Raw genomic sequence first — 22,611 nt, 5'->3', positions numbered from 1 at the left:
CTTCGACGACTCTTTTAAGGCCATGGCTCAGCAAGGTCGAGAAATTTCAAGCTCGGTGCAGGCCAGCATTCTGACTGCCTTAGTGTTGGCTCGGGTCACGAGCTACGTCGCGAGGGAAATACTGCGAGCCTACGATGCAAGCTATTTGATGGATGTCTGCACTCAACTTTGAAATTATTCTGACTGGATCGCAGAGGATGTGGACGAGTTTAAGGCTGCAATGAAGCCGGTCATGCAACATCCAGAGTCACCTGAAGCTGCAATGGAGATGTGGCTCGACGCCAGTAGTGACTATTGGGGCTTTTTCTTTGCGAAAGTAGATGCTGCGGGAGATAAGCTGCAGCGGCTCTATGACGCCCGGCCACACCAGCCATTGCGTGATGATGTGGTCGCGGCACTTACCAGTGAGTATGGGCGTTTTGGCGATCCCTCGTTCCACTTTGGCTCAATTGGTTGGCGTGACTCGCGTGCAGTTGCAGCCGCTGGCGTCCACGCGGATGAAACATCGGTGCAGATGCTCGCTCCGGGCACGAAGAAACCCACCGCTCTTATGTCTGGGCCTACGCCACCAGCTAGTTCTGCGAAACAGCGGCTGTCGTTTATGACTTCAGTCCCAGTCGTGCCGGTGAGCATGCTCGCAACTTCCTGCAAGACTGGAAGGGCAAGCTGGTCTGCGATGATTTTGGCGGCTATAAGGCCAGCTTTGAACTCGGCGTGACCGAGATCGGTTGCATGGCTCATGCGCGGCGCAAATTCCTCGAACTGCATGCCACCAACAAGAGTACGCTGGCCGAAGAGTCCTTGCGCTACATCCAACTGCTTTAAGAAATCGACGAAGTCCGCGATCTGGAGCCGGACTTACGGCACCGAATACGGCAAGAAAAAGCCATGCCGGTGGTGGATAGGCTGCATGCCTTGATGATCGCCCAGCGCGATCTCGTGCCCAAAGGTTCGGCTATCAGCAGAGCGCTAGATTACAGCCTGAAACGCTGGGCAGCGCTATCGCGCTAGCTCGATGATGGGCTCATACCCATTGATAATAACTGGTGCGAGAACCACATCCGACCATGGGCGCTTGGAAGCAAGAACTGGCTCTTCTCAGGGGCTCTACGCAGCGGAAAACGGGCGGCGGCGATCATGAGTTTGATCCAGTCGGCGCGGCTCAACGGGCATGATCCATATGCTTATTTGAAAGACATTCTCACGCGCCTGCCGACGCAGCGGGCGAGTGAAATCGATCAGTTGCTGCCGCATAAGTGGCAACCGGTTTAATCACGCAGGCCGTCATTGTTATGGAGGTACCGATGTTAAAATCCCCAATGCTACTAGTCGACCGAGATGGGTTTCGCAGTCGCATTCACTCGGGTGTGATGGAACTACCAGTGCATTACATGAGAGGTGGCACTTCGACAGGTGTAGTGATTTGGGAGCCTTTGTTGCCACGTGACGAATTGTTGCGAGCAGAGCTGTTGCGCCACCTCATGGGAGTCCCTCTTGCAGGACATCAGTCCGGGAATCGTCAGATAACCGGGCTCGGAAGGGGGCCAGCCACCAGTAACAAAGTGTTTTTGGCACGGGTTGAGCACACTCCGACGGGACGCCAGATCGTCAGTACGCTCGCCCAGTTGGCCAGTGATCATAGCGATATAGACTGGAGCGTGAATTGCGGCAATATGTCTTCTGCTCTGCTGCTATGGGCTGTTGACACTGGGCTGATAGAGGCGCCTGCAACTGGAGGCTTTGAGGCCGAAATAAAGAACACCAACACAGGCGTCATCACTGTTGCGCGGATGTCGCGCGATGCCCTAGGCCGATTTGAGAACGCCGAGATTCCAGGTGTTCCAGGCGCGTTTCCCCGCGTTGATTTGTTTCTTCAATCTCCGGTAGGCAACAAGACCGGCACTCTTTTGCCAACAGGCCAAGTCATTGACAGTGTCGCCGGGCACAAGGTCTCGTGTGTGGATGTAGCTGTGCCTATGGTGATCGCTAATGCGGCCAGCTTTGGCAAAACGGGTCATGAGGCGATTTCAGAACTTGAGGCCGACACCGTGTTTATGGCCAGGCTACGGCAAGTCTGGATTGAGGCTGGTCTCAAGATGCAGCTTCGTGGCCGGGATGGCGAGCTGATGAGCGTTTCGGAGATGGAACGTAGCGAAACCATTCCCAAAGTGTGCATCGTGGGCGCCCCGCGCCACGGTGGCCATATTGCGGTGCGGTATTTCACGCCTCAGACAGGCCACGCTTCGATGGCTGTTTCTGGCGGCTGCTGTCTTGCTGCCGCTTGCTTGCTTCCGGGGACGACCGCGCATGAAGTGGCTGTTGGTGTGAGCAGCCCAGTGGGTTCGTATTCGGATATCGAAGTGAGTATTGAGAACCCAGCTGGCAAATTGGATACCACCGTCAGTGTAAGGACTGATGGCGACACTATTGATGTTCGGGCAGCTGCGTATAGACGGAGTGCACAAATCCTGATGCGCGGCTATGTTCCCATCTCTAGAGCATCTGCGCAGCTAGTTGATGCCATGGCGGTCGCGGCAGCGGAGTCGGCGGGCGATTGAGTCTCATCAGGTAACTCCTGTAGAAGCCGTCTCAGCCAACTTGCGACCAACGCAACCATGCTGAGATGGATGCGGGGTGACTGGCTATCAAATGCCTGCTTCTGACCCAGAGTATTTAAAAACGCTTTCTTGCACCCTTGCTATGATTTCTGAGGATTTCATCGTAGGGATCGCCCATGAAGCGCTTTATCCAAGGTGAACATCGAGGCCAAGGCACCTTACTTCCCGAGAGCCTCGACGACTACGTCAGCGATACTAATCCGGTGCGCGTAGTCGACGTCTTTGTCGGCGAACTCGACCTGGTCAATCTGGGTATTGACGGTGCAATTCCAGCCGATACTGGTCGTCCTGCTTACCACCCCGCAATCCTGCTAAAGATCTACATCTACGGCTATCTCAACCGCATTCAGTCGAGCCGACGGCAGGAGCGAGAAGCTCAACGCAACATCGAGCTGATGTGGTTGACCGGGCGTTTGATGCCGGATTTCAAGACCATCGCCAACTTCCGAAAGGACAACAGCAAGGCCATCCGAGGCGTCTACCGCCAGTTCGTGGTTCTGTGCCAGCAGCTGGGATTATTCGGCGAACATCTGGTTGCCATCGACGGCGGTAAATTCAAAGCCGTCAACAACCGCGACCGCAATTTCACCAGCGCCAAGCTAAAGCGGCGAATGGAAGAAATTGAATCGAGCATCAACCGTTACCTAACGGCACTCGATGCTGCCGATCGGCAAGAACCAACAACTTCCGAGCCCAGTGCCGTGCGGCTGGAAGAGAAAATCGCCAAGCTCAAAACTCAAATGAAAGCGCTTCAGGCGATCGAAATCCAGCTCAATGAATCGCCGGATAAACAGGTCTCACTGACCGATCCAGACAGCCGCTCCATGATGACGCGCGGCACGGGAATCGTCGGTTACAACGTGCAGACAGCGGTCGATGCTCAGCACCACTTGATCGTTGCGCACGAGGTGACCAACGTCGGCTCTGACCGCGACCAACTCAGCTCGATGGCCAAGCAGGCCCGAGAGGCGATGGCGTCAGATACGTTGTCGGTGGTGGCTGACCGAGGTTACTTCAAAAGCGAACAAATCCTGGCCTGTCACGATGCAGGCATCACCGCCTATGTGCCCAAGCCGATGACCTCGGGAGCCAAGGCTGACGGGCGTTTCAATAACGATGCCTTCATCTATGACGCGGCAAAAAACGAATACATTTGCCCGGCTGGAGAGGCGTTGATCTGGCACTATTCCTACGTTGAAAAAGGCCTGAAATTGCATCGTTACTGGAGTTCGAAATGCCAGGGCTGCGCGTTGAAATCGCAGTGCACACCGATCACGGAACGACGAGTTCGACGCTGGGAGCATGAAGACGTATTGGAGGAGATGCAGCGTCGGCTGAGCAAAGCACCAGAGATGATGCGAGTCCGAAAACGGACGGTTGAGCATCCCTTCGGGACGCTCAAACAATGGATGGGGGCGACGCACTTCTTGACGCGAAAGCTCAACGGGGTAAGCGCCGAGATGAGCTTGAACGTGCTCGCCTATAACTTGAAGCGAGTAATGAAAATCCTTGATGCTAACGGCTTGATGAAGGCGCTGTCGGCCTGAAAAGGTCGGCTTTGGCCCCTCCAACAAGCTGGGAAGCCTTGCTGGTGGGCTCCAGGCCTACACTGATCGACCATGGAGCTTCAGGTGCATTTCCGTCACCGAACAGCCGTCGGCGCTCCGCGCCGACGATGCCAGATAGCGTTTTTACACACTCTGGGCCGATAGCTGCCTAACGCAGGATTAATTATTTTTGCGGGACATCACTAAGGTCTCCGGCTGCGACCGAGAATGCAGCGGTAAACGTCCGGCTGTGATTATTAGCTTGATTCCATCGGCGCGGATAGCCGGAGAATCGTGTTTGATCAAGCAATTCGGCAATTCTTTCGGCTCAAGGCGATATTTTCTGATAGCAGAGCACAACAGCATGATGGTACGAATGACCAAGTCCGGGATCCTCGCGAAGGCAACGATTTGCCCCACCAGTTGACTCCTTGCAAGAATGCCGAGAGCAATTTGCAGATTGAGAGCCCAGTCTAGATTTTTATCAACGGGCAGGGCAGTGACTCGCCACGGCTGGGCGGCCAGAGCCATCAGGGAAGCATAGGCACAAGCTTGGCCAGCCCATAACCAAGCAATACGCCGATGCATATCAAGCCGATGGCCTACGCTAGGGGATAAAACAAAACCTCGCGCCAGGGCCCGTAGGGATACTTCAGTTGCTCGCTGGACCTGGATAACAGTTCCTCCCTGAACCTGGCTTGTATGGCGCGTTGTTGCTCATAGAACAGTTGGGTCTGCTCTTTATGCTGTTCAAGCTCGGATTTCGTCATGATCCTGCTCCTTAGGGGCCGGAGGCATGTAGAGTTTAAACCCCTGAAGGCTTTTTCGACAGACGATGACATTTTCACCTATGCCAGTGCGACTGCCCATCAGTGCCCCACCACGCGGCCTATAGCCTCAAGAGTGTGATCGTCTCTTTCTCTGACGATGCCGAGAGAGAAGCCCCCTTTTTTCTGCTTCTCTCTGTCTGCTATGACCAATAGAGCAAAGGCACGCCGTATCGCTTCGGCTTTGGTAATTCCATTGCGCTTCGCAATGTCGTTGAGGGCATCGTCGATCTCTTCTGACAGGTTAAGAGTTAAGCTGGGCATGGCACTACTCCTTAGCAATAGGCTGATGGATGTTGTACCGCAATTTGCAGTGTGCACCTTAAACTTAGGTCACGTGGGGGAAACGTTTTCACACAGCCTGGGCCGAAAACGGACATTGCCGAGCGGCTGCTCAAGATCCATATGCCTATCTGAAGTAAGCGGCCAGCAAACACACCTTCAAAAATCCAGAGTTAAGGGCAATGGTGTCCGCCTATTTTAAGCGGACGCGATCACCCTTATCGCTAGGATTTCCATGCGCCAACTAAGCTCTTACCCCAAACCCTTTAAAGCCCAGGTCGTTCAGGAATGTCTGCAACCCGGCGCCTCAGTTTCCAGCGTCGCCATCAGCCACGGCATCAATACCAACGTAATTCGCAAGTGGTTGCCGATTTACCGCGATAAACCCGTCGCGCCACTTCCCGCGTTTGTGCCGCTGCAACCGATGCCTAAACGGCACGCTGATGAAGCGGTAATTATCGCATTGCCGCTGGGCGAAAAATCTATCACGGTCAAATGGCCCATCTCCGACCCGGACGGCTGCGCACGCTTCATTCGCAGCCTCTCGCAATGATACGCATCGACGCCATCTGGCTCTCGACCGCGCCCATGGACATGCGCGCTGGCACCGAGACTGCGCTGGCCCGCGTGGTGGCGGTGTTCGGTGCGGCAAAGCCGCACAGCGCTTATCTGTTTGCCAATCGCCACGCCAACCGGATGAAGGTGCTGGTGCATGATGGCGTGGGCATCTGGCTTGCCGCACGCCGGTTGAACCAAGGCAAGTTTCACTGGCCTGGCACTCATCGCGGCCTGGTAGTCGAACTCGACGCTGAACAACTGCACGCGCTGGTGCTCGGTTTGCCATGGCAGCGTGTAGGTGTGAACGGCGTGATTACGGTAGTTTAGTCCTGCCTTTGAGCTGTGTCGGATGAGTTGCTTTGGTAAAATCCACGGCATGACTTCCTTGCCCAATCTCGACCAAATGACACCCGACCAACTGCGCGCACTCGCTGCGCAGTTGCTGTCGAAGGTCGACACCATGGGTCGAAAGATCCATCGTGACGAGACGATCATCGAACAGCTCTCTCACGAAATTGCCATCCTCAAACGCCACAAGTTCGCCAAACGCAGCGAGCAGATCAGCCCAGCTCAAGGCAGTTTGCTGGATGACCTGCTCAACACCGACCTTGAGGCCATTGAGGCAGAACTGGACGCGCTTCGTCCTGCCCCGACGCCAGACGAAACCCGCCAAAAGCCCAAGCGCGCGCCGCTGCCGCCGCAGTTCCCACGCACCGTCATTCGTCACGAGCCAGAGAACACCCAGTGCGCTTGCGGCTGCCAGCTTCAGCGCATCGGCGAAGACGTCAGCGAAAAGCTGGATACACACCGGGCGTGTTCACCGTTGAGCAGCATGTACGTGGCAAGTGGGCCTGCCGCCAGTGCGAAACGCTGATCCAGGCGCCGGTGCCCGCCCAAGTCATCGACAAGGGCATCCCTACTGCCGGTCTGCTGGCCCATGTGATGGTGACCAAGTTCTCCGACCATTTACCGCTGTACCGGCAGGAAAAGATCTTTGGCCGTGCAGGCCTGGCGATCCTGCGCTCAACACTGGCTCAGTGGGTGGGCCAAACTGGCGTGCAACTCCAGCCACTGGTGGATGCACTGCGGGAAGTCGTACTCGCCCAGCGAGTCGTGCATGCCGATGAAACGCCGGTGCAGATGCTGGCCCCCGGCGAGAAGAAAACGCACCGAGCGTATGTCTGGGCTTATTGCACCACGCCGTTCTCGGTACTGAAGGCGGTGGTCTACGACTTCAGCCCCAGCCGTGCTGGCGAACATGCACGTAACTTCCTTGGCACGTGGAACGGCAAGCTGGTCTGCGATGACTTCGCGGGCTACAAGGCCAGCTTCGAGCTGGGCATCACCGAAATCGGCTGCATGGCCCACGCTCGCCGCAAGTTCTTTGACCTGCATGTGGCAAACAAAAGCCAGTTGGCCGAACAGGCACTGCACTCAATCGGCGGCCTGTACGAGATCGAGCGGCAAGCCAAAGAAATGAACGATGAAGACCGCCGGCGATTACGTCAGGAAATAGCGGTTCCCGTCGCAGCAAAGTTGCATGAATGGATGCTGGCTCAACGCGAGCTTGTGCCAGAAGGCTCGGCGATGGCCAAGGCCTTGGACTACAGCCTGAAACGCTGGGTAGCGCTGACGCGCTACCTGGGTGATGGTGCCGTGCCCATCGACAACAACCCTGTCGAGAACACGATCAGGCCTTGGGCGCTTGGGCGCTCCAATTGGTTGTTCGCCGGGTCTCTGCGCAGCGGCAAACGAGCGGCCGCGATCATGAGTTTGATCCAGTCGGCACGCATGAATGGGCATGATCCGTATGCTTATCTCAAAGATGTGCTGACGCGGTTGCCGACGCAGAAAGCCAGTGAGATTGAGCATCTGCTGCCGCATCAATGGATGCCGGACTGACTTACTCAGCCTGAGTTTGGCAGCCTGCTTGTCGCCCGCGTGACGTCCATTAGCTCTTCACTGGCCAACTGTTTCCGCATCGGTGTACAAGCCAGCTCAAGACCGGAGGGCGAGGTATAAATAGCTTGATTATCTCCGTGATAGCCACACCGACGGTAGAACGCGGTTGCGTTAGGGGTAGCATCTAAATGGATGTCGACGATTCCGGCTTTAAAGGCCAGTCGCTCAAGGTATAGGAGCATTGCCTTGCCAATCCCCTGTCCCATGAATGCAGGCAAAACGAAAATAGCGCCTATCTCTCCAGACTGGAAATCAATCAGACCTGTTGCGACCGGTGTCTCGCCCAACCAGGCAACGTGGTACTCCTTTTCCACCCAAGCCCGATATCGGTCTGTGAGCGGCACATCAGTCCACGCCATTACTTGCTCAGCGGTATAGACAGTAATGCATTGATGCCGGACCGCCTGGAGGCGTATATCAAAAGCGGCCTCGGCGTCAGTACGTTTGGCTGGGCGAATCAACAGCATCTTCACTCTCCTTGTCATCAATGATTTGGAAGGGGAATGAAAAAGCCCCTTCCATTTCTGGCGGGGCTTCTGGTCAATGCTTCTGCTCTAAGCGCGCATCGCCCTATGGCCCGCCAAAGGCAGTCATCAAGGGGCGCATCATGCTAACGAGATTTGTAGGGGGCATTGATTGATAATCTGGAAATTTGAGCACTGTGTCAATAACCGAAAATGCAAACTGGCGAGTCGCTCTTTAGTGAAATCTGATCGTATTTAGACCATTTGCTTTGTCCAGACGACTTCACCAGACGCTTACTATCTGAAGGACATTATTACGCGTCTGCCGATGCAGCGGGCGCGTGAAATTACTGAGCTGTTACCACACAATTGGGTGCCCGCTTAAACACGCAAGGTGTGTTGGGCAGACGCTTACCTCTTGGGCGCTCATCTGATGAATCAGCGAGTGCGCTCGTACTCTTCCGACATCAAGAGCTCGATAGCCTTCACTACGCTCTGGCCGACTGACGACAAATCGCCCAAAAGAGCGGGTTCTAATCTCTAAATTCGCGCCGGTGACCAGTGCCGGAAGGATGAGATCGACAAACCCGTTTAACGCCGACAATTGTTCGCGACCGGGCCCTTACGTCGCGACCAGGTTTTGACGGTGAAAGCGAAATGTTGCCGCAATGGAGCAGGGGCGGCGCAGCTAGCGCTTGGCCAATTCGAAACCTACGCACTTTCAAGGTCTTAAGAACCGAATATGAGGCCCCGCACGGTTTAAAGATCTCCCACTTAAAAATGTCGGCGTGCTGGAATTTACTTAAAGCTCCTTAGGAGCTGTTGACAACTTTTTAATGAGGTGTAACGTTAAACCACCGCCAATCAATGGCGGAGTGAGGAGCGACATGAATAATAAATTGAGCGAACGAAAAAAACTGTTGCGAAGGACGCTGCTCACTTTGAGCGCCGCATTTATGGGCCTTACGTTCTTTGCAGCGTCCTATAGTGAGGTGCGAGCTGCCGATCTGTTGGAGCAAATCAAAGCCCGGGGGTTCATCCGCGTCGGTACGTTCTCGATCCCGCCGGAAGCGTGGATTGACATCAACACTGGGGAATGGAAAGGGATCGACGCCGACTACACAAAGGCACTTGCAGCGTCACTAGGCGTAGAGGTCGACCCGATCCTTCTCAATCATGCTTCACTCGTACCCGCCGTCGAATCTGGGCGTGTCGATGTTATCGCCGCCCTCTACAAGACGCCCGAACGCGCAGCGGTAGCTGCATACAACGCCGAGCCATTTTGGTATGGGATGGACGTTCTCATCACGTCAAAAAAGAATGATGGCATCAAAAAGTTTCCTGACATGAAGGGCATGGTTCTTGGCGTAACACGTGGATCTGCCCAGGAGACTGAAGCCACCGAACTTCAGAAAAGATTCGGGATCGGCGATATCAAGAAGTACGACGCCGCCGATCCAATGCTGCTCGATCTCAAAGCTGGCAGAATCAATGCCGCATTGTGGTGGGGTTACTCGTTCGACTACGCGGCGAAGCAAAACCCAGATTATGACTTCAAAGTCGTCGAATACATTCCACCAGAATACCTTGGCAGTGACACGCTCCCCGCCAACTATTACGTTTTCGCAAAAAATGGGTCAGAGAGTCTGATCAAGGCGTTCGACCAGCAGATCAGGACGATGCGCGAAAATGGTGAGGCCAAAAAAATTCTGGATAGCTATGGTTTGTCTAACCCCGGCTATCTGACCGGCAAGAAGTAACAGAACGACAACAATGAAATTTACTCAGGAAGTGGCGGATAACGAGGGGGATAATACCCCTCGTGACCTATGTCCGCTCTAAGCCTGTTACCTAAAGGTAACCTCAATGCAAAGCTTTTATGACCTCGCGGTACGGTATTTCCCGTACATACTTGGCGGCGCAATCACAACGCTCGAACTTACCGCGCTGGCGCTTGCGATCAGCATTGTACTTGGACTAACCGCCGCTCTCATGAGGCGATCCGCTTACATTGGTATAAGATTCCCGGCTACGGTCTATGTTGAAGTCATCCGTGGGACACCTGCACTCTTGCAGATATTTATCGTATATTTCGGCCTCACGTCCTATGGTCTGACTCTCGAACCTTTCACAGCCGCGGTCATTACTCTCGGATTCATGGGTGGTGCATATCTCGCTGAAATCTTCCGGGCCGGCATTGAGTCTGTAGACCGTGGTCAAGTCGAAGCAGCAATCAGTCTTGGTATGAAGCCAGCAAAAGTGATGCGTAGGATCGTTTTGCCCCAGGCAATGGTTCTTATAATGCCACCGTTCGCAAATTTTATGATTGGCCTAATCAAAGACACGTCTTTGGCGCTCACTATTACGGTGCCGGAGATTATGTATAGATCCTATGACGCTGCTAGTCAGTCCTTCAGAAGCATGGAGATCTACGCAATGGCAGGCATTCTTTATATCGCCATATGCTACCCGCTCTCGCGGCTAGCGACGTATCTTGAGCGCAGGAGACCACCACAATGACCGATTTACTACGCATTGAAAATCTTCAAAAGTCCTTTGGCAATCTGAAGGTTCTACGAGGAATAGATCTCAACGTTGAAGAAGGCGAAACCATCGCCCTTATTGGCCCAAGTGGCTCTGGCAAAAGTACTCTTCTGCGCTGCATCAACTGGCTCGAGCGTCCCTCTGGTGGAAGGATAGTATTCGACCAGGAAGAAGTGAAGGATGACGGCAAACTTTGGCGCATCCGTGCACGCATGGGAATGGCATTCCAGCATTTCAATCTCTTCGGACATATGACGGTGCTGGAGAATGTCATTGAGGCGCCAGTTCAAGTGCTCAACATACCAAAGGAAAAGGCAATAGCAACCGCTCGCGAACTTCTGTCCCGAGTTGGTTTGGCCGCGAAAGAAAACGCATACCCCGCCCAACTCTCGGGAGGACAAAAACAACGCGTGGCAATTGCACGATGTCTCGCTGTCTCTCCTAAGCTGCTGCTACTAGATGAAATCACATCCGCGCTCGATCCCGAACTTGTCGGCGAGGTGTTAGAGGTTATACGAGATCTTGCGCGCCAAGGCATGACAATGTTGGCTGTCACACACGAAATGGGATTTGCGCGCGAAGTGGCCGACCGCGTGATCTTCATGGACGGTGGCGTTATCATCGAGCAGGGCCCGCCCGAGCAGATCTTTGCCAATCCGCAACACCCTCGACTGCAGCAGTTCTTGCGTGCAGTCTTGGAAAAAACCCCGCTTAACCAGGCTGGTGCAGACATAAACGTGTAGCGTGGATCTAAAAGCCGCTTGATCGGCTGGTGAAATAACTCCTGCTTACCACGTTCAAAAACTTAACGTGAGAATGTATGTTCTCACGTTAAGTTGACCCCCCGCGTAATAGGTCTACCGCGAAAACAATCTCGGGCTCGGCAAAAGCTCCGGTACGTAGTCGATCCAGCAAGGCAGCTGCGCCTCTTACACCCATCTCATATGCTGGGGACCTCACGGTCGTGAGAACTGGATCAGTGTATTGCCAAAAATCAAAGGCGTTGAAGCCCGTCACCGTCACGTCAGCCGGTATTTTATAACCTCGGTCAAGAAGTAGCTTTGCTGCAGCGATGCCTATGTGGTCATTGCCTGCCATGACAGCATCTGGGACGCCGTACTCCTCTATTTCGCGAGCCAACATCGCCTGTATGTCCTGAAAAGAATTTTCTTGGCATTTTAGCACGCGCACCACTGCATCTATCCCGCTGTCACGGATGGCAGAACGAAAACCTTTAGATCGCTCGATAAGGGCCGGCCAGTGAACCTTAGGAAGAATAATGACGATTCGCTTCGTTTTAGCGGAGATAGCTTCCTTAGCGACAATGCGGCCTCCATTACGATCATCCTGTCGAACGATGCAAAGATCCCGATCAGGAAACCGTAGTGTTTCCTGGAACGCAACAACCGGCTGGTTCAAGTCGAGAAGTATCTCGATATCCTCCTGCCGCTGGGCGTCACTCCCTGATAGAAACGTGCAAATACCGTCAGTTCGGATATCGCGGACAACGGAAGATGTTTTGAAACTCTTTGGATCGACACCCTGTATCAAAACGCCGTATCCCCGTGCATTGAGGTAGTTGCTTAGTCCCGCTACAAGGTTGGTTGTGAATGGGTCCGACAGATATGTTGGCACATCACTGAAGACGATCATGCCAATAGTCAGTCGCTCGGACAATCGAAGGCTACGGGCCATCGAATGCGGACGGTAGCCCGATCGTTCTATGTGCTGCTCTACTCGTGCTCGGGTTTCTGGGCTCATGGACGCAAATTTGCCGTTTACAAAATTTGAAACCGTCATCGGAGAGACACCGGCAGCAGTAGCGACGTCACGGATTGTAGCTCGTGGTCGACGTGCTTCCTGCGTGGGATCTGGGGACACTTCCGAAGACGCTGGAGCTTTGGTTTTTCTCAAAATCAACTACCTTCTTTATGCACTGACGCTGTCATTCCTGGAAAATTCGGGAAAGCCCCAAGTTCCTGGTCAGCTATGTGTTTATTGCCGTCACAATGGATCCACCATCTCATCAAATCAGAAAATCCCTCCGTTTCCTAAATTTTTCGTCTTGCCGCTTTAAAAATATCCCTTATACTCATGTTTAACGTTACACTTGTTTTGGCTTTACAGCAGCCATACAAAGCGGGCCAAAGGCTGGCTTGAGGCCAGCTCACGATTTGCCCGGCATCGTCGCAAACAGAGGAGTATTCCAACCAATGACTAATCTTAGAGAGATCACCCGCCAAATCGCTAAGCGGACAACCCAGCTCGGCTACGATGCCTGGGAGTGGGGCGAAGGTGTCGCATGGCACGGGGTAGCCGAAACAGCAGTGAAACTTGGTGACGCAGAACTTATGTCTGCCGTAGTCAACTGGATCCACTCTCACAAAGATTTCCAGCCATCTGGCGTGCGCCATGTTATGCCCGGCCTCGCAGCCCTCACCGTTCATCAGGCTACCGGCGATAAGACAGCTTTAGAGCTCGCACTGCGCGTCGCTAAGATGTTGGAAACCCTTCCAAGAAGTGTTCATGGCGTACACGAAGAGTCAAAGCAGACCCCTGTGTGGGTCGACTACTGGTATGAGATCGCGCCGTTCCTCACGACCCTCTCGAAAGTAACTGGCGAGGAACGTTATTCCGAGTGGGCGGCAGAACAGTCCATTGCTTACCTTCTGTCCTGCTGGGATGCCAAACATGCGTTGTTCCATCACGCTTATTACGACCTCATCAACCAGAACTCGCAGTGGTTTTGGGCTCGCTCGAATGCATGGGCCACACTCGTCATGGTCGAAATGCTCACCGATCTGAAAACTGAGAAAGGACTCGCCGCGATCCTGCGTAACGTGCTTAGCAAACAAGCTGCAAAACTTGCTGAATTGCAGAACGCCACCGGCCAATGGCACACCGTTCTCGACCAGCCCGAAACCTATTTGGAGCCTTCAGCGTCGATCATGATCGCCCTAGCGTTCCGGCGGGGGGCAAAGCGAGGTTTTCTGGACGCGAAATATTCTGCATTGGCCGATCGTGCCTTCCAGTCTTGCTTGGAGAAAGTTGACGAAGCGGGGAACCTAACCGAAGTTTCTGGTGAAACGTGGCCTGGTGACCTCGTGCATTATTCGATGGTTCCCGTGGGTGTGTATTCATGGGGGCAAGGCTTTATGGCCTTGGCTGGCCTGGAATGGATGGACGACAAGTAAAGTACGCATTTTGTCTTGGCCATGGCGGCAAAAGTCGCCGTGGCCTCCAAATCGTGCTGTAGGCATCAATCATCGATGGTGGGGCACACTAGCATTTAGATTTAACGTTAAATTTTAAATGTACCAATGCAAAAACGCGTCAGTTCCACCTGCTCCGAGCTTCGTTCTTTGTGCATCTGTATTCAAATCGATAAGGGAAAGAACTATGAGACTGATTCAGTTCAAAGAAAAAACCGGTGATCGAAGAGTCGCCGTGACCGCCGATTCCAGCACTTTTTATAGGTTACATGGCACTGAGAGTGTGTACGGTTTGGCTTGGGACGCGATCATAAATGGACAGTCGCTCATTGAGGCGGTTGACGCGCGCGTTAGCGACACCACCGTGGATCTTGAGTCGCTCATTGCGGAAGGCCGTCTTTTATCTCCGCTCGACCACCCAGAACCCGCGCGCTTTTGGATCACCGGAACTGGCCTCACACATATTGGCAGCGCCGACGCACGAGACAAGATGCATGAGCTGTCTCATGGAGAGACAGACGCCCCGATGACCGATTCAATGAAAATATTCAAAATGGGCATCGAGGGTGGAAAGCCCACTGATAAGGGGATAGGCGTTCAACCTGAGTGGTTTTTCAAAGGCGTGGGCACATGCGTTGTCGCTCCTGAAGCTGATCTACCTCTACCGTCGTTCGCGCTGGCTGGCGGCGAAGAGGCAGAGATCGTGGGCCTTTATTTGATTGGACCGGACGGCAATCCTTGGCGGCTTGGCTTTGCTCTTGGCAACGAGTTTTCAGACCAGGTCACTGAGGCAATCAATTATCTTTATCTGGCACATTCAAAACTGCGGGCTTGTTCAATCGGCCCGGAGTTGCTGATTGGCTCCCTGCCAGACGATGTCCGTGGCGACATCCGGATCGTTAGAGATGGCGTTCCAATATGGTCTAACGAGTTCGTAAGTGGCGAAGGCAACATGTCTCATTCGATCCACAACCTCGAACATCATCATTTTCGCTACGACATGTTCCGCCGTCCGGGCGATCTGCATGCCTACTTTTTTGGAGCAGCGGTTTTGAGCTGCGCCAGCGGCCTGGAAACGCGCTCCGGCGACCGTTTCGAAATTGATGTGCCCTTATTCGGTACACCTCTCCGAAACACCATGCGCGCATCCGAAACAATTAAATTTGAGGTCAACGAGCTTTGATTTAACGGCGTGCAAAATCGTCATAAGTTAACCAGACGATTGCACGCCGATCCTATTCAGAGACCCGCGCATCGCACACGAGCGGTGACGAGTTAGCAGCTTTCAAATTAATGAGAGAGGTCAACCATGGCGAACGATGGCATCGAAGAACGGCAACTGAGGGAGATCGCCGGCAAAGTTATGCCTGCCGGCTCGTTCGGTAACATGGCAAGCGACATCATTATGCGTGAAGGTCGTGGTGGCAGGGTTTGGGACGTAAGTGGCAACGAATATGTCGACTTTCTATTGGGTTCCGGCCCCATGGTTGTGGGCCATGCGCATCCTGAAGTAAATGCGGCGGTGACGGGGCAAATAGCCCGTGGTTCTACTTTTTTCGTCAATAACGAGCATGGTATCAAGCTGGCAGCCGTAATCGCGGATGCTTTACCATGCGCGGATCAAGTGCGTTTCGCAAGCACTGGCACAGAAGCGGACGCATATGCGATGCGCCTGGCGAGGGCTTACCGCAAGCGAAGCAAAATCTTGAAATTCGAGGGCGGTTATCATGGCATGAGCGATTATGCCTTGATGAGTTTGTGGCCCACCCGGGCAAGCAATTCTGAGCATGGAATACCCGATTCAGCAGGCATCCCGGCATCCGTTCAAGGGGAGATAATTGTCGCGCCCTTTAACGATATTGGCGCTGCGCGGGACCTCATCCACAAACACCATGAGGATCTTGCAGGGGTAATTGTGGAGCCCATGCAGCGCCTTCTACCGCCGTCTCCTGGTTTCTTGCAGGGGTTGCGCGACATAACATCCGAATATGGAATTGTGCTCATCTTCGACGAGGTGGTCACAGGTTTCCGTCTGGCCTACGGTGGGGCTCAGGAATATTATGGGGTAATCCCAGATCTATGCACCCTTGGTAAAATAGTCGGCGGAGGGTATCCGCTCTCTGCTATCGCAGGGCGAGAAGAGATCATGGCGCATTTCGACAGCGCGAAGTCCGGCTCGAAAGCATACCTGCCTCAGATTGGGACGTTAAGTGGCAACCCAATAGCAGCGGTCGCGGGACTTGCGACGCTCGATATTTTGAAGCGTCCAGGTGCCTACGAGAAGATACGTGCTACAGGCCACAGAATCCGCGCTGGATTGGAGAAAAGCCTTGCAGAGGCGAAGATTCCCGCAGTCGTTAAGGGGGAAGACGTTATGTTCGATGTCTACTTTACCGATAGCACTAAAATTGATGACTATCGTGCGACGCTTTCGTCAAATGGTGCCATTGCTCGTAAGTTTAACTCGTTGCTTCTCGAAAGAGGCGTGCTCAAAGCTGACAGCAAATTCTATATTTCGCTCGCTCATGACGAGTTGGATGTGCAGCAAACATTGAGGGCGTTTGGCGAGGTTGCTCAGCTCATCGCGAGCGAAAGTTTTGAACCCGTACACTCCAGCTAAATGCCCTATGCCGCAACAGGCGCCAAGTCTTTACAGAGACTTCTTATCTAACCGCCCCCGTGGCGCAGCGTCAAACTGCACGCGAATTTAAAGGGAAGACAGACTGTGCATCTATACAAAAACTTGATTGCAGGCGAATGGGTCGGCAGACACGGAGTCCCGAATATCAATCCTTCCAACACAAAGGATGTGGTCGGGCTTTACGCAACGGGAAGCGGCGATGACACGAGGACCGCCATCGCCGCTGCCAAGGCTGCCTTCCCGGCCTGGTCGCGCTCGGGCATCCTCGAACGTCATACCATTCTGAAGAAGACTGCCGACGAAATCCTTGCTCGCAAGGACGAGCTTGGCATGCTTTTGGCCCGCGAAGAAGGCAAGACATTGCCTGAAGCGATAGGCGAGACCATCCGTTCGGCGCAGATTTTCGATTTCTTTGCTGGCGAAGTGCTTCGCCTTGCCGGCGAAGTGCTTCCGTCGGTGCGCCCGAACATCGGCGTCGAGATCACCCGCGAGGCCATTGGCGTCATCGGCATCATCACGCCGTGGAACTTCCCGATCGCTATTCCAGCCTGGAAGATCGCGCCAGCGCTTTGCTACGGGAACACTGTCGTCTTCAAGCCGGCCGAACTGGTGCCTGGCAGCGCTTGGGCAATCGTCGATATCCTTCATCGCGCCGGCCTGCCGAAGGGCGTGCTCAACCTCGTCATGGGCAAGGGCTCGGTCGTCGGCCAGGCCATGCTCGACAGCCCGGATCTTGCCGGGATCACCTTTACTGGATCAACCGGCACGGGAAAACGCGTCGCCTCCGCCTCGATCGAGCATAACCGCAAGTTCCAGCTAGAAATGGGTGGCAAGAACCCGATGGTCATTCTCAATGATGCCGACCTCACCGTCGCTGTCGAGGCAGCAGCCAATTCCGGCTTCTTCTCGACCGGCCAACGCTGCACGGCCTCTTCGCGCCTGATCGTCACTGAAGGCATTCACGACAAGTTCGTGGCTGCACTCACTGAGAAACTAAAGACTCTGGTGGTCGATGACGCTTTGAAATCTGGCACCCATATCGGTCCGGTCGTCGATGAGCGCCAGCTTGCCATCGACACCGACTATATCGCTATCGGTAAACAGGAAGGCGCCAAGCTAGCCTTCGGCGGCGAGACGATCAGCCGCGACAATCCAGGCTTCTACCTGCAGCCGACGCTGTTTACCGAAGCCACCAACCAGATGCGCATCAGCCGCGAAGAAATCTTCGGCCCGGTCGTCTCGGTCATCCGGGTCAAGGATTACGAGGAAGCGCTCGCCATGGCCAACGACACGCCGTTCGGCCTGTCGGCAGGGATCGCCACGACGAGCCTGAAGCATGCAACGCACTTCAAGCGCAATTCGGAAGCCGGCATGGTGATGGTCAACCTGCCGACGGCCGGCGTCGATTTTCACGTGCCATTCGGCGGCCGTAAGGCTTCCTCCTTCGGCTCGCGCGAACAGGGCAAATATGCCGCCGAGTTTTTTACCGTAGTCAAAACCGCATATACGCAATCGTGACCTTTGGCGCTGGAAGCACGCGCAGTGATCAATTGCCCAGTTCATAATCGCAATGATGCAAACTAAGTCTTTTGTCAGGCGATTATAATAAACGTCCGGAGGCTCCCTTAACCTGTTCCACCTGACCATCAAAACTGAGTGTTATATGCAGGGCTGGCTGGACAAGCTTATAGATCTCGCTGCAACAAAGGGCGACGAAAGCGACCTCTAGCAAGCCCTTGCGGATTTCACCGACCAAGCTGGCTTCAGCGGATACGCTTATCTGTACATCCGGCTCGGCCATACGCATTGCTGCGTCCAACTATCATCCCGAATGGCGCTCGACCTACTTCCAGCGAAATTTTTAGGCCGTCGATCCCGTTGGCAAACGCTCGAAGTCCTTAAGACAGACGTTTACTTGGAGTGCAAACCAGGAAGTACCTCGCCTCTCCAAAGCGAAGCGAGCCTTCTATACCAGCGGCCCACTTCGGAATCCGCTCCGGCATTACCATTCCGATCAAGGCAGCAAACGGGGCGATTTCGATGTTCACTTTGGTGTCAGTGAAAGCGGTGACCAAAATTGAGCGCGATATCGACGCTGTGTCGGCCGCAGCAGCCGTTGGGCAACTCCACACCCGTATGTGCTTCTTGCCTTTGACGCCGAACGAACAGCATCCGGCCCGGCTCGATCCCAGCCGGAGATAACCCCGTTGCCATGCTTCCTCGAACTGCGGCGTGGACGGAGGGCCGGTGAGAGGGAACTGTGCTGGCAGTGCAGCTCGCTTGGGCTGGTGGCGAGCTTTGCCTTCAACGGGCGTCGGTTGCAGCGCTTCAAGCTCAGCTTCGATGGCTGCGATACCGGTGTCGATCAAGTCGCGAGATGAGGCTGGGGGAGACCGCGGTGCCGTACATCTCCTGCAAATGCCCCTGGATTTCCCAAACGGTCATCCCTCGGGCGTACAGCGAAATGTCCTTGTCGTCGAAGCCGGTCCAGCGTGTCTGATGTTTGGAAATGAGCTGGGGCTCGAACATGCCTTGGCGGTCACGGGGAATCTCCCGCGGCACCTCGCAAAAATCTCCCTTGAGCATTTACCGCTGTGCCCGTTGCGAGCATTTCCTTCAGCGTTTGTAACTGCGGCGCTCTTGTTATGACCAAGGCGCGAGGTCATTTCAGCTTCCAGGGCCCGCTCGACAAGCATCTTGGTGAGCTGTTTGAGCAGACCATTTTCGCCGATCAGATCTTCGGGTTTTCGGGAATTGGCCAACAGGCTGTCGGTCAGCTTTACCAGTTCAGGATCGGGTTTGACTCGTTTGGTGCGCTTGGGCTCGGTCATTGAGACTTCTTGGGAACGGCAGTGTGCGCCTAATGACCGTTTACACAAACTTCAGGACACCCTTCTAAAATACTTAAAAAAGACTCCGCTAGGTCGCATTTAAATTGCAGAGCAATTACTTCTCAAAAGGTTAGAGCTGCGAAGTATCAATTCGACTTGTAATGACATTAGCGACCCTCACAAACGGCTGCTTGGCTTCGACTCGGCATCAATGGCAGATAGTACTTGTTGTGCCCAATGAGGGGTGCTCCTACTCTTGTAGCAACACCTTGTCAGGAGTTCCTGGCTCCACTGATATACCAGCCGATGCCTCCGAAGCTATCAAGTTGAGTTTATGTCGATTTGACAGCTGAAGGTCTGGTTTCGCTTTGCCAAATAATTTTTATGGAGCGCTCTATGTTAATCATACAAACTGCAGATGGCCCTCTGATGGGATCAACGATCGACGGCGTTACTGTATTTAGAGGTGTGCCGTACGCTGCTGCGCCCGTAGGTGATCTTCGCTTCAAAGCTCCGCGCCCGGTAGTTCCATGGACCGATATACGCAATGCGAAATTTGCCAGCCCTGCGTCATTGCAGACCAATCGGAACAATCAGCAACGGGTGCAGGAACATATCGCGCAGATGGATCCAGGTGTTACGGGATTGATGGCCTGGCCTCCTTATGTGGGTGCAACATACGAACAGCCCTTGGCCAGCGAAGACTGCTTGTATCTTGATATTTGGGTCCCCGAGCAGAAGCCTGAGGCGGGCTGCCCGGTCTATGTGTATTATCACGGTGGCGCCAACGTCGTTAGTTCAGGTTCCTTCGTACTTGAGCGGGGTGAGAACCTGGCGCGGGAAACCGGGATGATTGTTGTGCGACCCAATAATCGGTTGGGAGCGTTGGGTTGGGTTCATTTCGGTCTGCTGGATGATCGTTTTAATGAGGCGATCAATCTCGGGGTTCAGGACCAACTGGCAGCTCTTCGTTGGGTCCACCATAACATTCAGGCTTTCGGTGGTGACCCAGACAACATCACCATCGGTGGCGAGTCAGCGGGAGCTACTGCGGTATCTCATCTACTTTGCATGAGCGAGTCGGCCGGCCTGTATCGACGTGCAATTCTTCAGTCACTTACACCTTTCAACCCTTGGTGCACACAGCAGTTGCCAGAAGCCAAGTGGGTGGCGTTAAAGTATATTGAGCTGCTCGGCCTCACCGATATCAGTGAGCTCGCGCACATTGATCCCGAGCGTTTGTTGGCTGTACAAAACATCATGGGGCGCTATTTTGCGGCGGACATGGCCATCGCTTGGCGCCCTTTGGGTGCGGTGGCAGGTGGCCCCCTTGTCGAGGTTTCTCCCGCGATCCGGTTATCGACCGAAGCACTTCCGGCACCTCCAGCGGAGGTGATGATTGGCTTTGCCAAGGACGAATGGCAGTTCTTTCGTGGTCACTCAAAGACAGTTAAGGAGGGCAGCAGGGAAGATGTCTTGAATGTCCTGAGGCAGATATTCGCTGACAAAGCCAGTAAAGTATTGGAGTGCTACGAGCGTCTGCATCCCGGCCATCCTGAGGGGCATTGTCTTTCCGATATCATGTCGTTCGTCTATTTCAAGTACCCCTCTCTTGCCATTGCCGACAATTTGTCGAAACAGGGCGCCCGGACATACGTCTACCAGTTCTCGTTTGACTTACCAGGTGTAGGCGGCGAACTTCGCGCTGTTCACACCGGAAATATACCCTTCCTATTTCGTAATATGACTGCCTTAGATTTGGCCTGCTTTCCCTCTTTTGAAGGTATTGATCGCAATGCCATGGAGCAGTCGTCAGCACAAATGGGGCGGCACTATTCCAGCTTCATTGCTACCGGAGCTGCCGATGGTGATTGGCTTGAGTATCGGGCCGAGGAGCCCAATATCCTTTGGTTTGGCGAGGAAGTCAGGACGGTGAGTGATCTACTCAGTAGAGAAAAACTGGCTGTTGAAGGGGGTGGTGCTTCGGGAGTCCTCGCGCTTGAAAGATTGTTGGTCGCGAACCTTCGGCAAACCCAGCAGACCGAACACTAGCTTCAATTTTTCTGACGCTCGCGTGCCGAGTCTTTAAGTGAGTAGCGTAGCGTCAGGCTGGAAAATGGCCGCCCCATGTATAATACTGATGGAAAGCAAAGGCGAGTGAGTAGAAGGCATGCCATCGGAGCAAACCGGATTGATCGGCCTTCCACCGGAACCGATTTCTTTTCGAATCGCTGACTTCCCGGCGGGCACCCACTTTCCATCGCGAAGGTTTCCATGGGGAAAGTTACTTTACTCCATCAGTGGCGTCGTAGAATTGACAATAGAGGGCAAGTCTTTTCTTTCACCCCCGGCCTACGCCATCTGGATACCGCCTGATATCGAACACCACTCTAGCGTCAACCAGGACATTTGCTACGCTGCGCTCTACGTGGAACTAAGCCGATGCTCCGAATTGCCGGACCAACCTTGTACACTTCTACTCAGTAGCATTTTCAAGGCAATAACGACAGACTTGGAGATTCGCTGCGTTAACCTGCCTCATAGTTCGATGGACAAGCGTTTGTCCGACGTATTGATCGATCAATTGCAGTTGGCTCCTCGGTTCGACAGTTATTTGCCGCTGTCGAACACTCCTGAGATTGCAACCATTATAACTGCCCTCCAGTTGGAACCAGGTGATCGGAGGGCGCTGGGCCAATGGGCGGAGATCGTCGGCACCACCGAACGAACGCTATCGCGGTGGTGGAAAGCCGAGACGGGTATTTCCTTTCATGAATGGCGCCAACGCCTCAAGCTGACAACAGCACTGTCATTATTGGACCGAGGAGTTTCAGTTGAAGAAATAGCTCGGCGCTTGAGTTACAACAATGCTTCAGCCTTTATTGCCATGTTCCACCAGTTTATGGGCAGTAGCCCGGACCGCATGCGGCGAGCCACGCGTGGTGGAGCTTAACGCCCCCTAGGTAGTCGCTGGGACGCTTTTTTAAGGTCTACACTAGTGTTGAAGTTTTCGGTAATGCTGCCATAGGGGGGGCTCAGGAGATGTCATTTCTCCTCGATCCGTCTTGTGCTGATGATACCTACGTGAGCCTCGGCCAAGTAGCTTAGGTTCGTCTATGCAGCTG

The 22,611-nt window shown here is 54.0% G+C and carries 18 protein-coding genes and 4 pseudogenes; 16 read left to right on the top strand and 6 right to left on the bottom strand.

The genetic code is table 11. The features are described from left to right. Positions 1–416: 416 nt before the first annotated feature. From tnpC (BK665_RS19615) to BK665_RS19605, 3 genes and pseudogenes are all read left to right on the top strand, one after another. Positions 417–1,272: pseudogene (tnpC, locus tag BK665_RS19615) on the top strand (IS66 family transposase); the annotation flags it as partial. Positions 1,273–1,292: 20 nt separating this feature from the next. Beyond that, on the top strand, positions 1,293–2,558 hold the full coding sequence (locus tag BK665_RS19610) for a PrpF domain-containing protein (protein ID WP_311198553.1): 1,266 nt from the start codon (positions 1,293–1,295) through the stop codon (positions 2,556–2,558). A 176-nt stretch (positions 2,559–2,734) separates the two neighbouring features. Beyond that, positions 2,735–4,165 (top strand): IS1182 family transposase, encoded by a 1,431-nt coding sequence (locus tag BK665_RS19605; protein WP_123408284.1) that lies wholly within the window; start codon positions 2,735–2,737, stop codon positions 4,163–4,165. 180 nt (positions 4,166–4,345) lie between these two features. On the opposite strand, the gene BK665_RS19600 is transcribed toward BK665_RS19605, so the two are convergent. Both BK665_RS19600 and BK665_RS19595 read right to left on the bottom strand, forming a co-directional pair. Continuing rightward, positions 4,346–4,696 (bottom strand): hypothetical protein, encoded by a 351-nt coding sequence (locus BK665_RS19600; RefSeq protein ID WP_123408283.1) that lies wholly within the window; start codon positions 4,694–4,696, stop codon positions 4,346–4,348. A 338-nt stretch (positions 4,697–5,034) separates the two neighbouring features. Further along, a complete protein-coding gene (locus tag BK665_RS19595; protein WP_123408282.1) occupies positions 5,035–5,256 on the bottom strand; it encodes a ribbon-helix-helix protein, CopG family in 222 nt (73 codons plus the stop codon). A 253-nt stretch (positions 5,257–5,509) separates the two neighbouring features. Between BK665_RS19595 and tnpA the strand changes: the two genes are divergently transcribed. The 3 genes and pseudogenes from tnpA (at position 5,510) to tnpC (BK665_RS19580) (ending at position 7,734) form a co-directional block, all read left to right on the top strand. Further along, the gene (gene tnpA / locus BK665_RS19590) at positions 5,510–5,827 is read left to right on the top strand and encodes an IS66-like element accessory protein TnpA (protein WP_123408281.1); all 318 of its coding nucleotides are present in this window, start codon (positions 5,510–5,512) and stop codon (positions 5,825–5,827) included. After that, positions 5,824–6,159, top strand: a complete 336-nt coding sequence (gene tnpB, locus BK665_RS19585) for an IS66 family insertion sequence element accessory protein TnpB (protein WP_185076574.1) — start codon at positions 5,824–5,826, stop codon at positions 6,157–6,159. The genes tnpA and tnpB overlap by 4 nt, the downstream gene beginning before the upstream one ends. Positions 6,160–6,208: 49 nt before the next feature. Further along, a pseudogene (gene tnpC, locus BK665_RS19580) lies at positions 6,209–7,734 on the top strand (IS66 family transposase). Between the two features lie 5 nt (positions 7,735–7,739). Here the strand turns inward: tnpC (BK665_RS19580) and BK665_RS19575 are convergent. Then, on the bottom strand, positions 7,740–8,261 hold the full coding sequence (locus tag BK665_RS19575; RefSeq protein WP_123408279.1) for a GNAT family N-acetyltransferase: 522 nt from the start codon (positions 8,259–8,261) through the stop codon (positions 7,740–7,742). An 884-nt stretch (positions 8,262–9,145) separates the two neighbouring features. Here BK665_RS19575 and BK665_RS19570 point away from each other — a divergent pair. The 3 genes from BK665_RS19570 (at position 9,146) to BK665_RS19560 (ending at position 11,545) form a co-directional block, all read left to right on the top strand. Beyond that, entirely contained in the window at positions 9,146–10,018 is an 873-nt protein-coding gene (locus BK665_RS19570) for a substrate-binding periplasmic protein (protein ID WP_185076572.1), read from the top strand. 106 nt (positions 10,019–10,124) lie between these two features. Further along, on the top strand, positions 10,125–10,778 hold the full coding sequence (locus tag BK665_RS19565) for an amino acid ABC transporter permease (RefSeq protein ID WP_123408277.1): 654 nt from the start codon (positions 10,125–10,127) through the stop codon (positions 10,776–10,778). Beyond that, a complete protein-coding gene (locus BK665_RS19560; protein WP_123408276.1) occupies positions 10,775–11,545 on the top strand; it encodes an amino acid ABC transporter ATP-binding protein in 771 nt (256 codons plus the stop codon). The genes BK665_RS19565 and BK665_RS19560 overlap by 4 nt, the downstream gene beginning before the upstream one ends. A gap of 88 nt (positions 11,546–11,633) precedes the next feature. Here the strand turns inward: BK665_RS19560 and BK665_RS19555 are convergent, their stop codons facing one another. Continuing rightward, positions 11,634–12,683: a LacI family DNA-binding transcriptional regulator gene (locus BK665_RS19555; protein WP_259699639.1), complete on the bottom strand. Its 1,050-nt coding sequence runs from the start codon at positions 12,681–12,683 to the stop codon at positions 11,634–11,636. Positions 12,684–13,015: 332 nt separating this feature from the next. On the opposite strand from BK665_RS19555, the gene BK665_RS19550 reads away from it, so the two are divergent. The 4 genes from BK665_RS19550 (at position 13,016) to BK665_RS19535 (ending at position 18,173) form a co-directional block, all read left to right on the top strand. Beyond that, positions 13,016–13,996, top strand: a complete 981-nt coding sequence (locus BK665_RS19550; protein ID WP_123408275.1) for a glycoside hydrolase family 88 protein — start codon at positions 13,016–13,018, stop codon at positions 13,994–13,996. 205 nt (positions 13,997–14,201) lie between these two features. Continuing rightward, complete coding sequence (gene araD1, locus BK665_RS19545; protein WP_123408274.1) at positions 14,202–15,197, top strand: AraD1 family protein; 996 nt, start codon at positions 14,202–14,204, stop codon at positions 15,195–15,197. A 126-nt stretch (positions 15,198–15,323) separates the two neighbouring features. After that, positions 15,324–16,634, top strand: coding sequence for an aspartate aminotransferase family protein (locus BK665_RS19540; RefSeq protein WP_123408273.1), 1,311 nt, complete (start codon positions 15,324–15,326; stop codon positions 16,632–16,634). 105 nt (positions 16,635–16,739) lie between these two features. Continuing rightward, entirely contained in the window at positions 16,740–18,173 is a 1,434-nt protein-coding gene (locus BK665_RS19535; RefSeq protein ID WP_123408272.1) for an aldehyde dehydrogenase family protein, read from the top strand. 82 nt (positions 18,174–18,255) lie between these two features. Here BK665_RS19535 and BK665_RS34640 read toward each other — a convergent pair whose 3' ends face one another. Both BK665_RS34640 and BK665_RS19525 read right to left on the bottom strand, forming a co-directional pair. Continuing rightward, the gene (locus BK665_RS34640) at positions 18,256–18,462 is read right to left on the bottom strand and encodes a hypothetical protein (RefSeq protein ID WP_221179265.1); all 207 of its coding nucleotides are present in this window, start codon (positions 18,460–18,462) and stop codon (positions 18,256–18,258) included. A 566-nt stretch (positions 18,463–19,028) separates the two neighbouring features. Then, positions 19,029–19,486, bottom strand: a pseudogene (locus BK665_RS19525) (transposase); the annotation flags it as partial. A gap of 396 nt (positions 19,487–19,882) precedes the next feature. Between BK665_RS19525 and BK665_RS19520 the strand changes: the two are divergent. The 3 genes and pseudogenes from BK665_RS19520 (at position 19,883) to BK665_RS34905 (ending at position 22,439) form a co-directional block, all read left to right on the top strand. Continuing rightward, a complete protein-coding gene (locus tag BK665_RS19520) occupies positions 19,883–21,538 on the top strand; it encodes a carboxylesterase/lipase family protein (RefSeq protein ID WP_221179263.1) in 1,656 nt (551 codons plus the stop codon). Positions 21,539–21,656: 118 nt separating this feature from the next. Continuing rightward, positions 21,657–21,917, top strand: a pseudogene (locus BK665_RS35390) (AraC family ligand binding domain-containing protein); the annotation flags it as partial. Positions 21,918–22,046: 129 nt separating this feature from the next. Further along, positions 22,047–22,439 carry a helix-turn-helix domain-containing protein gene (locus BK665_RS34905; RefSeq protein ID WP_259699630.1) on the top strand — a complete coding sequence of 131 codons (393 nt, stop codon included), beginning with the start codon at positions 22,047–22,049 and terminating at the stop codon, positions 22,437–22,439. Positions 22,440–22,611 lie beyond the last annotated feature (172 nt).

It is taken from the genome of Pseudomonas frederiksbergensis (assembly GCF_003732665.1).
GTDB lineage: Bacteria > Pseudomonadota > Gammaproteobacteria > Pseudomonadales > Pseudomonadaceae > Aquipseudomonas > Aquipseudomonas frederiksbergensis_G.
This window is presented reverse-complemented; position numbering and strand designations above follow the sequence as displayed.

Coding starts and splice junctions, on each gene's coding strand:
- BK665_RS19610 (WP_311198553.1), top strand. CDS start 1,293: ATGGAGGTACCGATGTTAAAATCCCCAATGCTACTAGTCGACCGAGAT.
- BK665_RS19605 (WP_123408284.1), top strand. CDS start 2,735: ATGAAGCGCTTTATCCAAGGTGAACATCGAGGCCAAGGCACCTTACTT.
- BK665_RS19600 (WP_123408283.1), bottom strand. CDS start 4,696: ATGGCTCTGGCCGCCCAGCCGTGGCGAGTCACTGCCCTGCCCGTTGAT.
- BK665_RS19595 (WP_123408282.1), bottom strand. CDS start 5,256: ATGCCCAGCTTAACTCTTAACCTGTCAGAAGAGATCGACGATGCCCTC.
- tnpA (WP_123408281.1), top strand. CDS start 5,510: ATGCGCCAACTAAGCTCTTACCCCAAACCCTTTAAAGCCCAGGTCGTT.
- tnpB (WP_185076574.1), top strand. CDS start 5,824: ATGATACGCATCGACGCCATCTGGCTCTCGACCGCGCCCATGGACATG.
- BK665_RS19575 (WP_123408279.1), bottom strand. CDS start 8,261: ATGCTGTTGATTCGCCCAGCCAAACGTACTGACGCCGAGGCCGCTTTT.
- BK665_RS19570 (WP_185076572.1), top strand. CDS start 9,146: ATGAATAATAAATTGAGCGAACGAAAAAAACTGTTGCGAAGGACGCTG.
- BK665_RS19565 (WP_123408277.1), top strand. CDS start 10,125: ATGCAAAGCTTTTATGACCTCGCGGTACGGTATTTCCCGTACATACTT.
- BK665_RS19560 (WP_123408276.1), top strand. CDS start 10,775: ATGACCGATTTACTACGCATTGAAAATCTTCAAAAGTCCTTTGGCAAT.
- BK665_RS19550 (WP_123408275.1), top strand. CDS start 13,016: ATGACTAATCTTAGAGAGATCACCCGCCAAATCGCTAAGCGGACAACC.
- araD1 (WP_123408274.1), top strand. CDS start 14,202: ATGAGACTGATTCAGTTCAAAGAAAAAACCGGTGATCGAAGAGTCGCC.
- BK665_RS19540 (WP_123408273.1), top strand. CDS start 15,324: ATGGCGAACGATGGCATCGAAGAACGGCAACTGAGGGAGATCGCCGGC.
- BK665_RS34640 (WP_221179265.1), bottom strand. CDS start 18,462: ATGCGTATGGCCGAGCCGGATGTACAGATAAGCGTATCCGCTGAAGCC.
- BK665_RS19520 (WP_221179263.1), top strand. CDS start 19,883: ATGTTAATCATACAAACTGCAGATGGCCCTCTGATGGGATCAACGATC.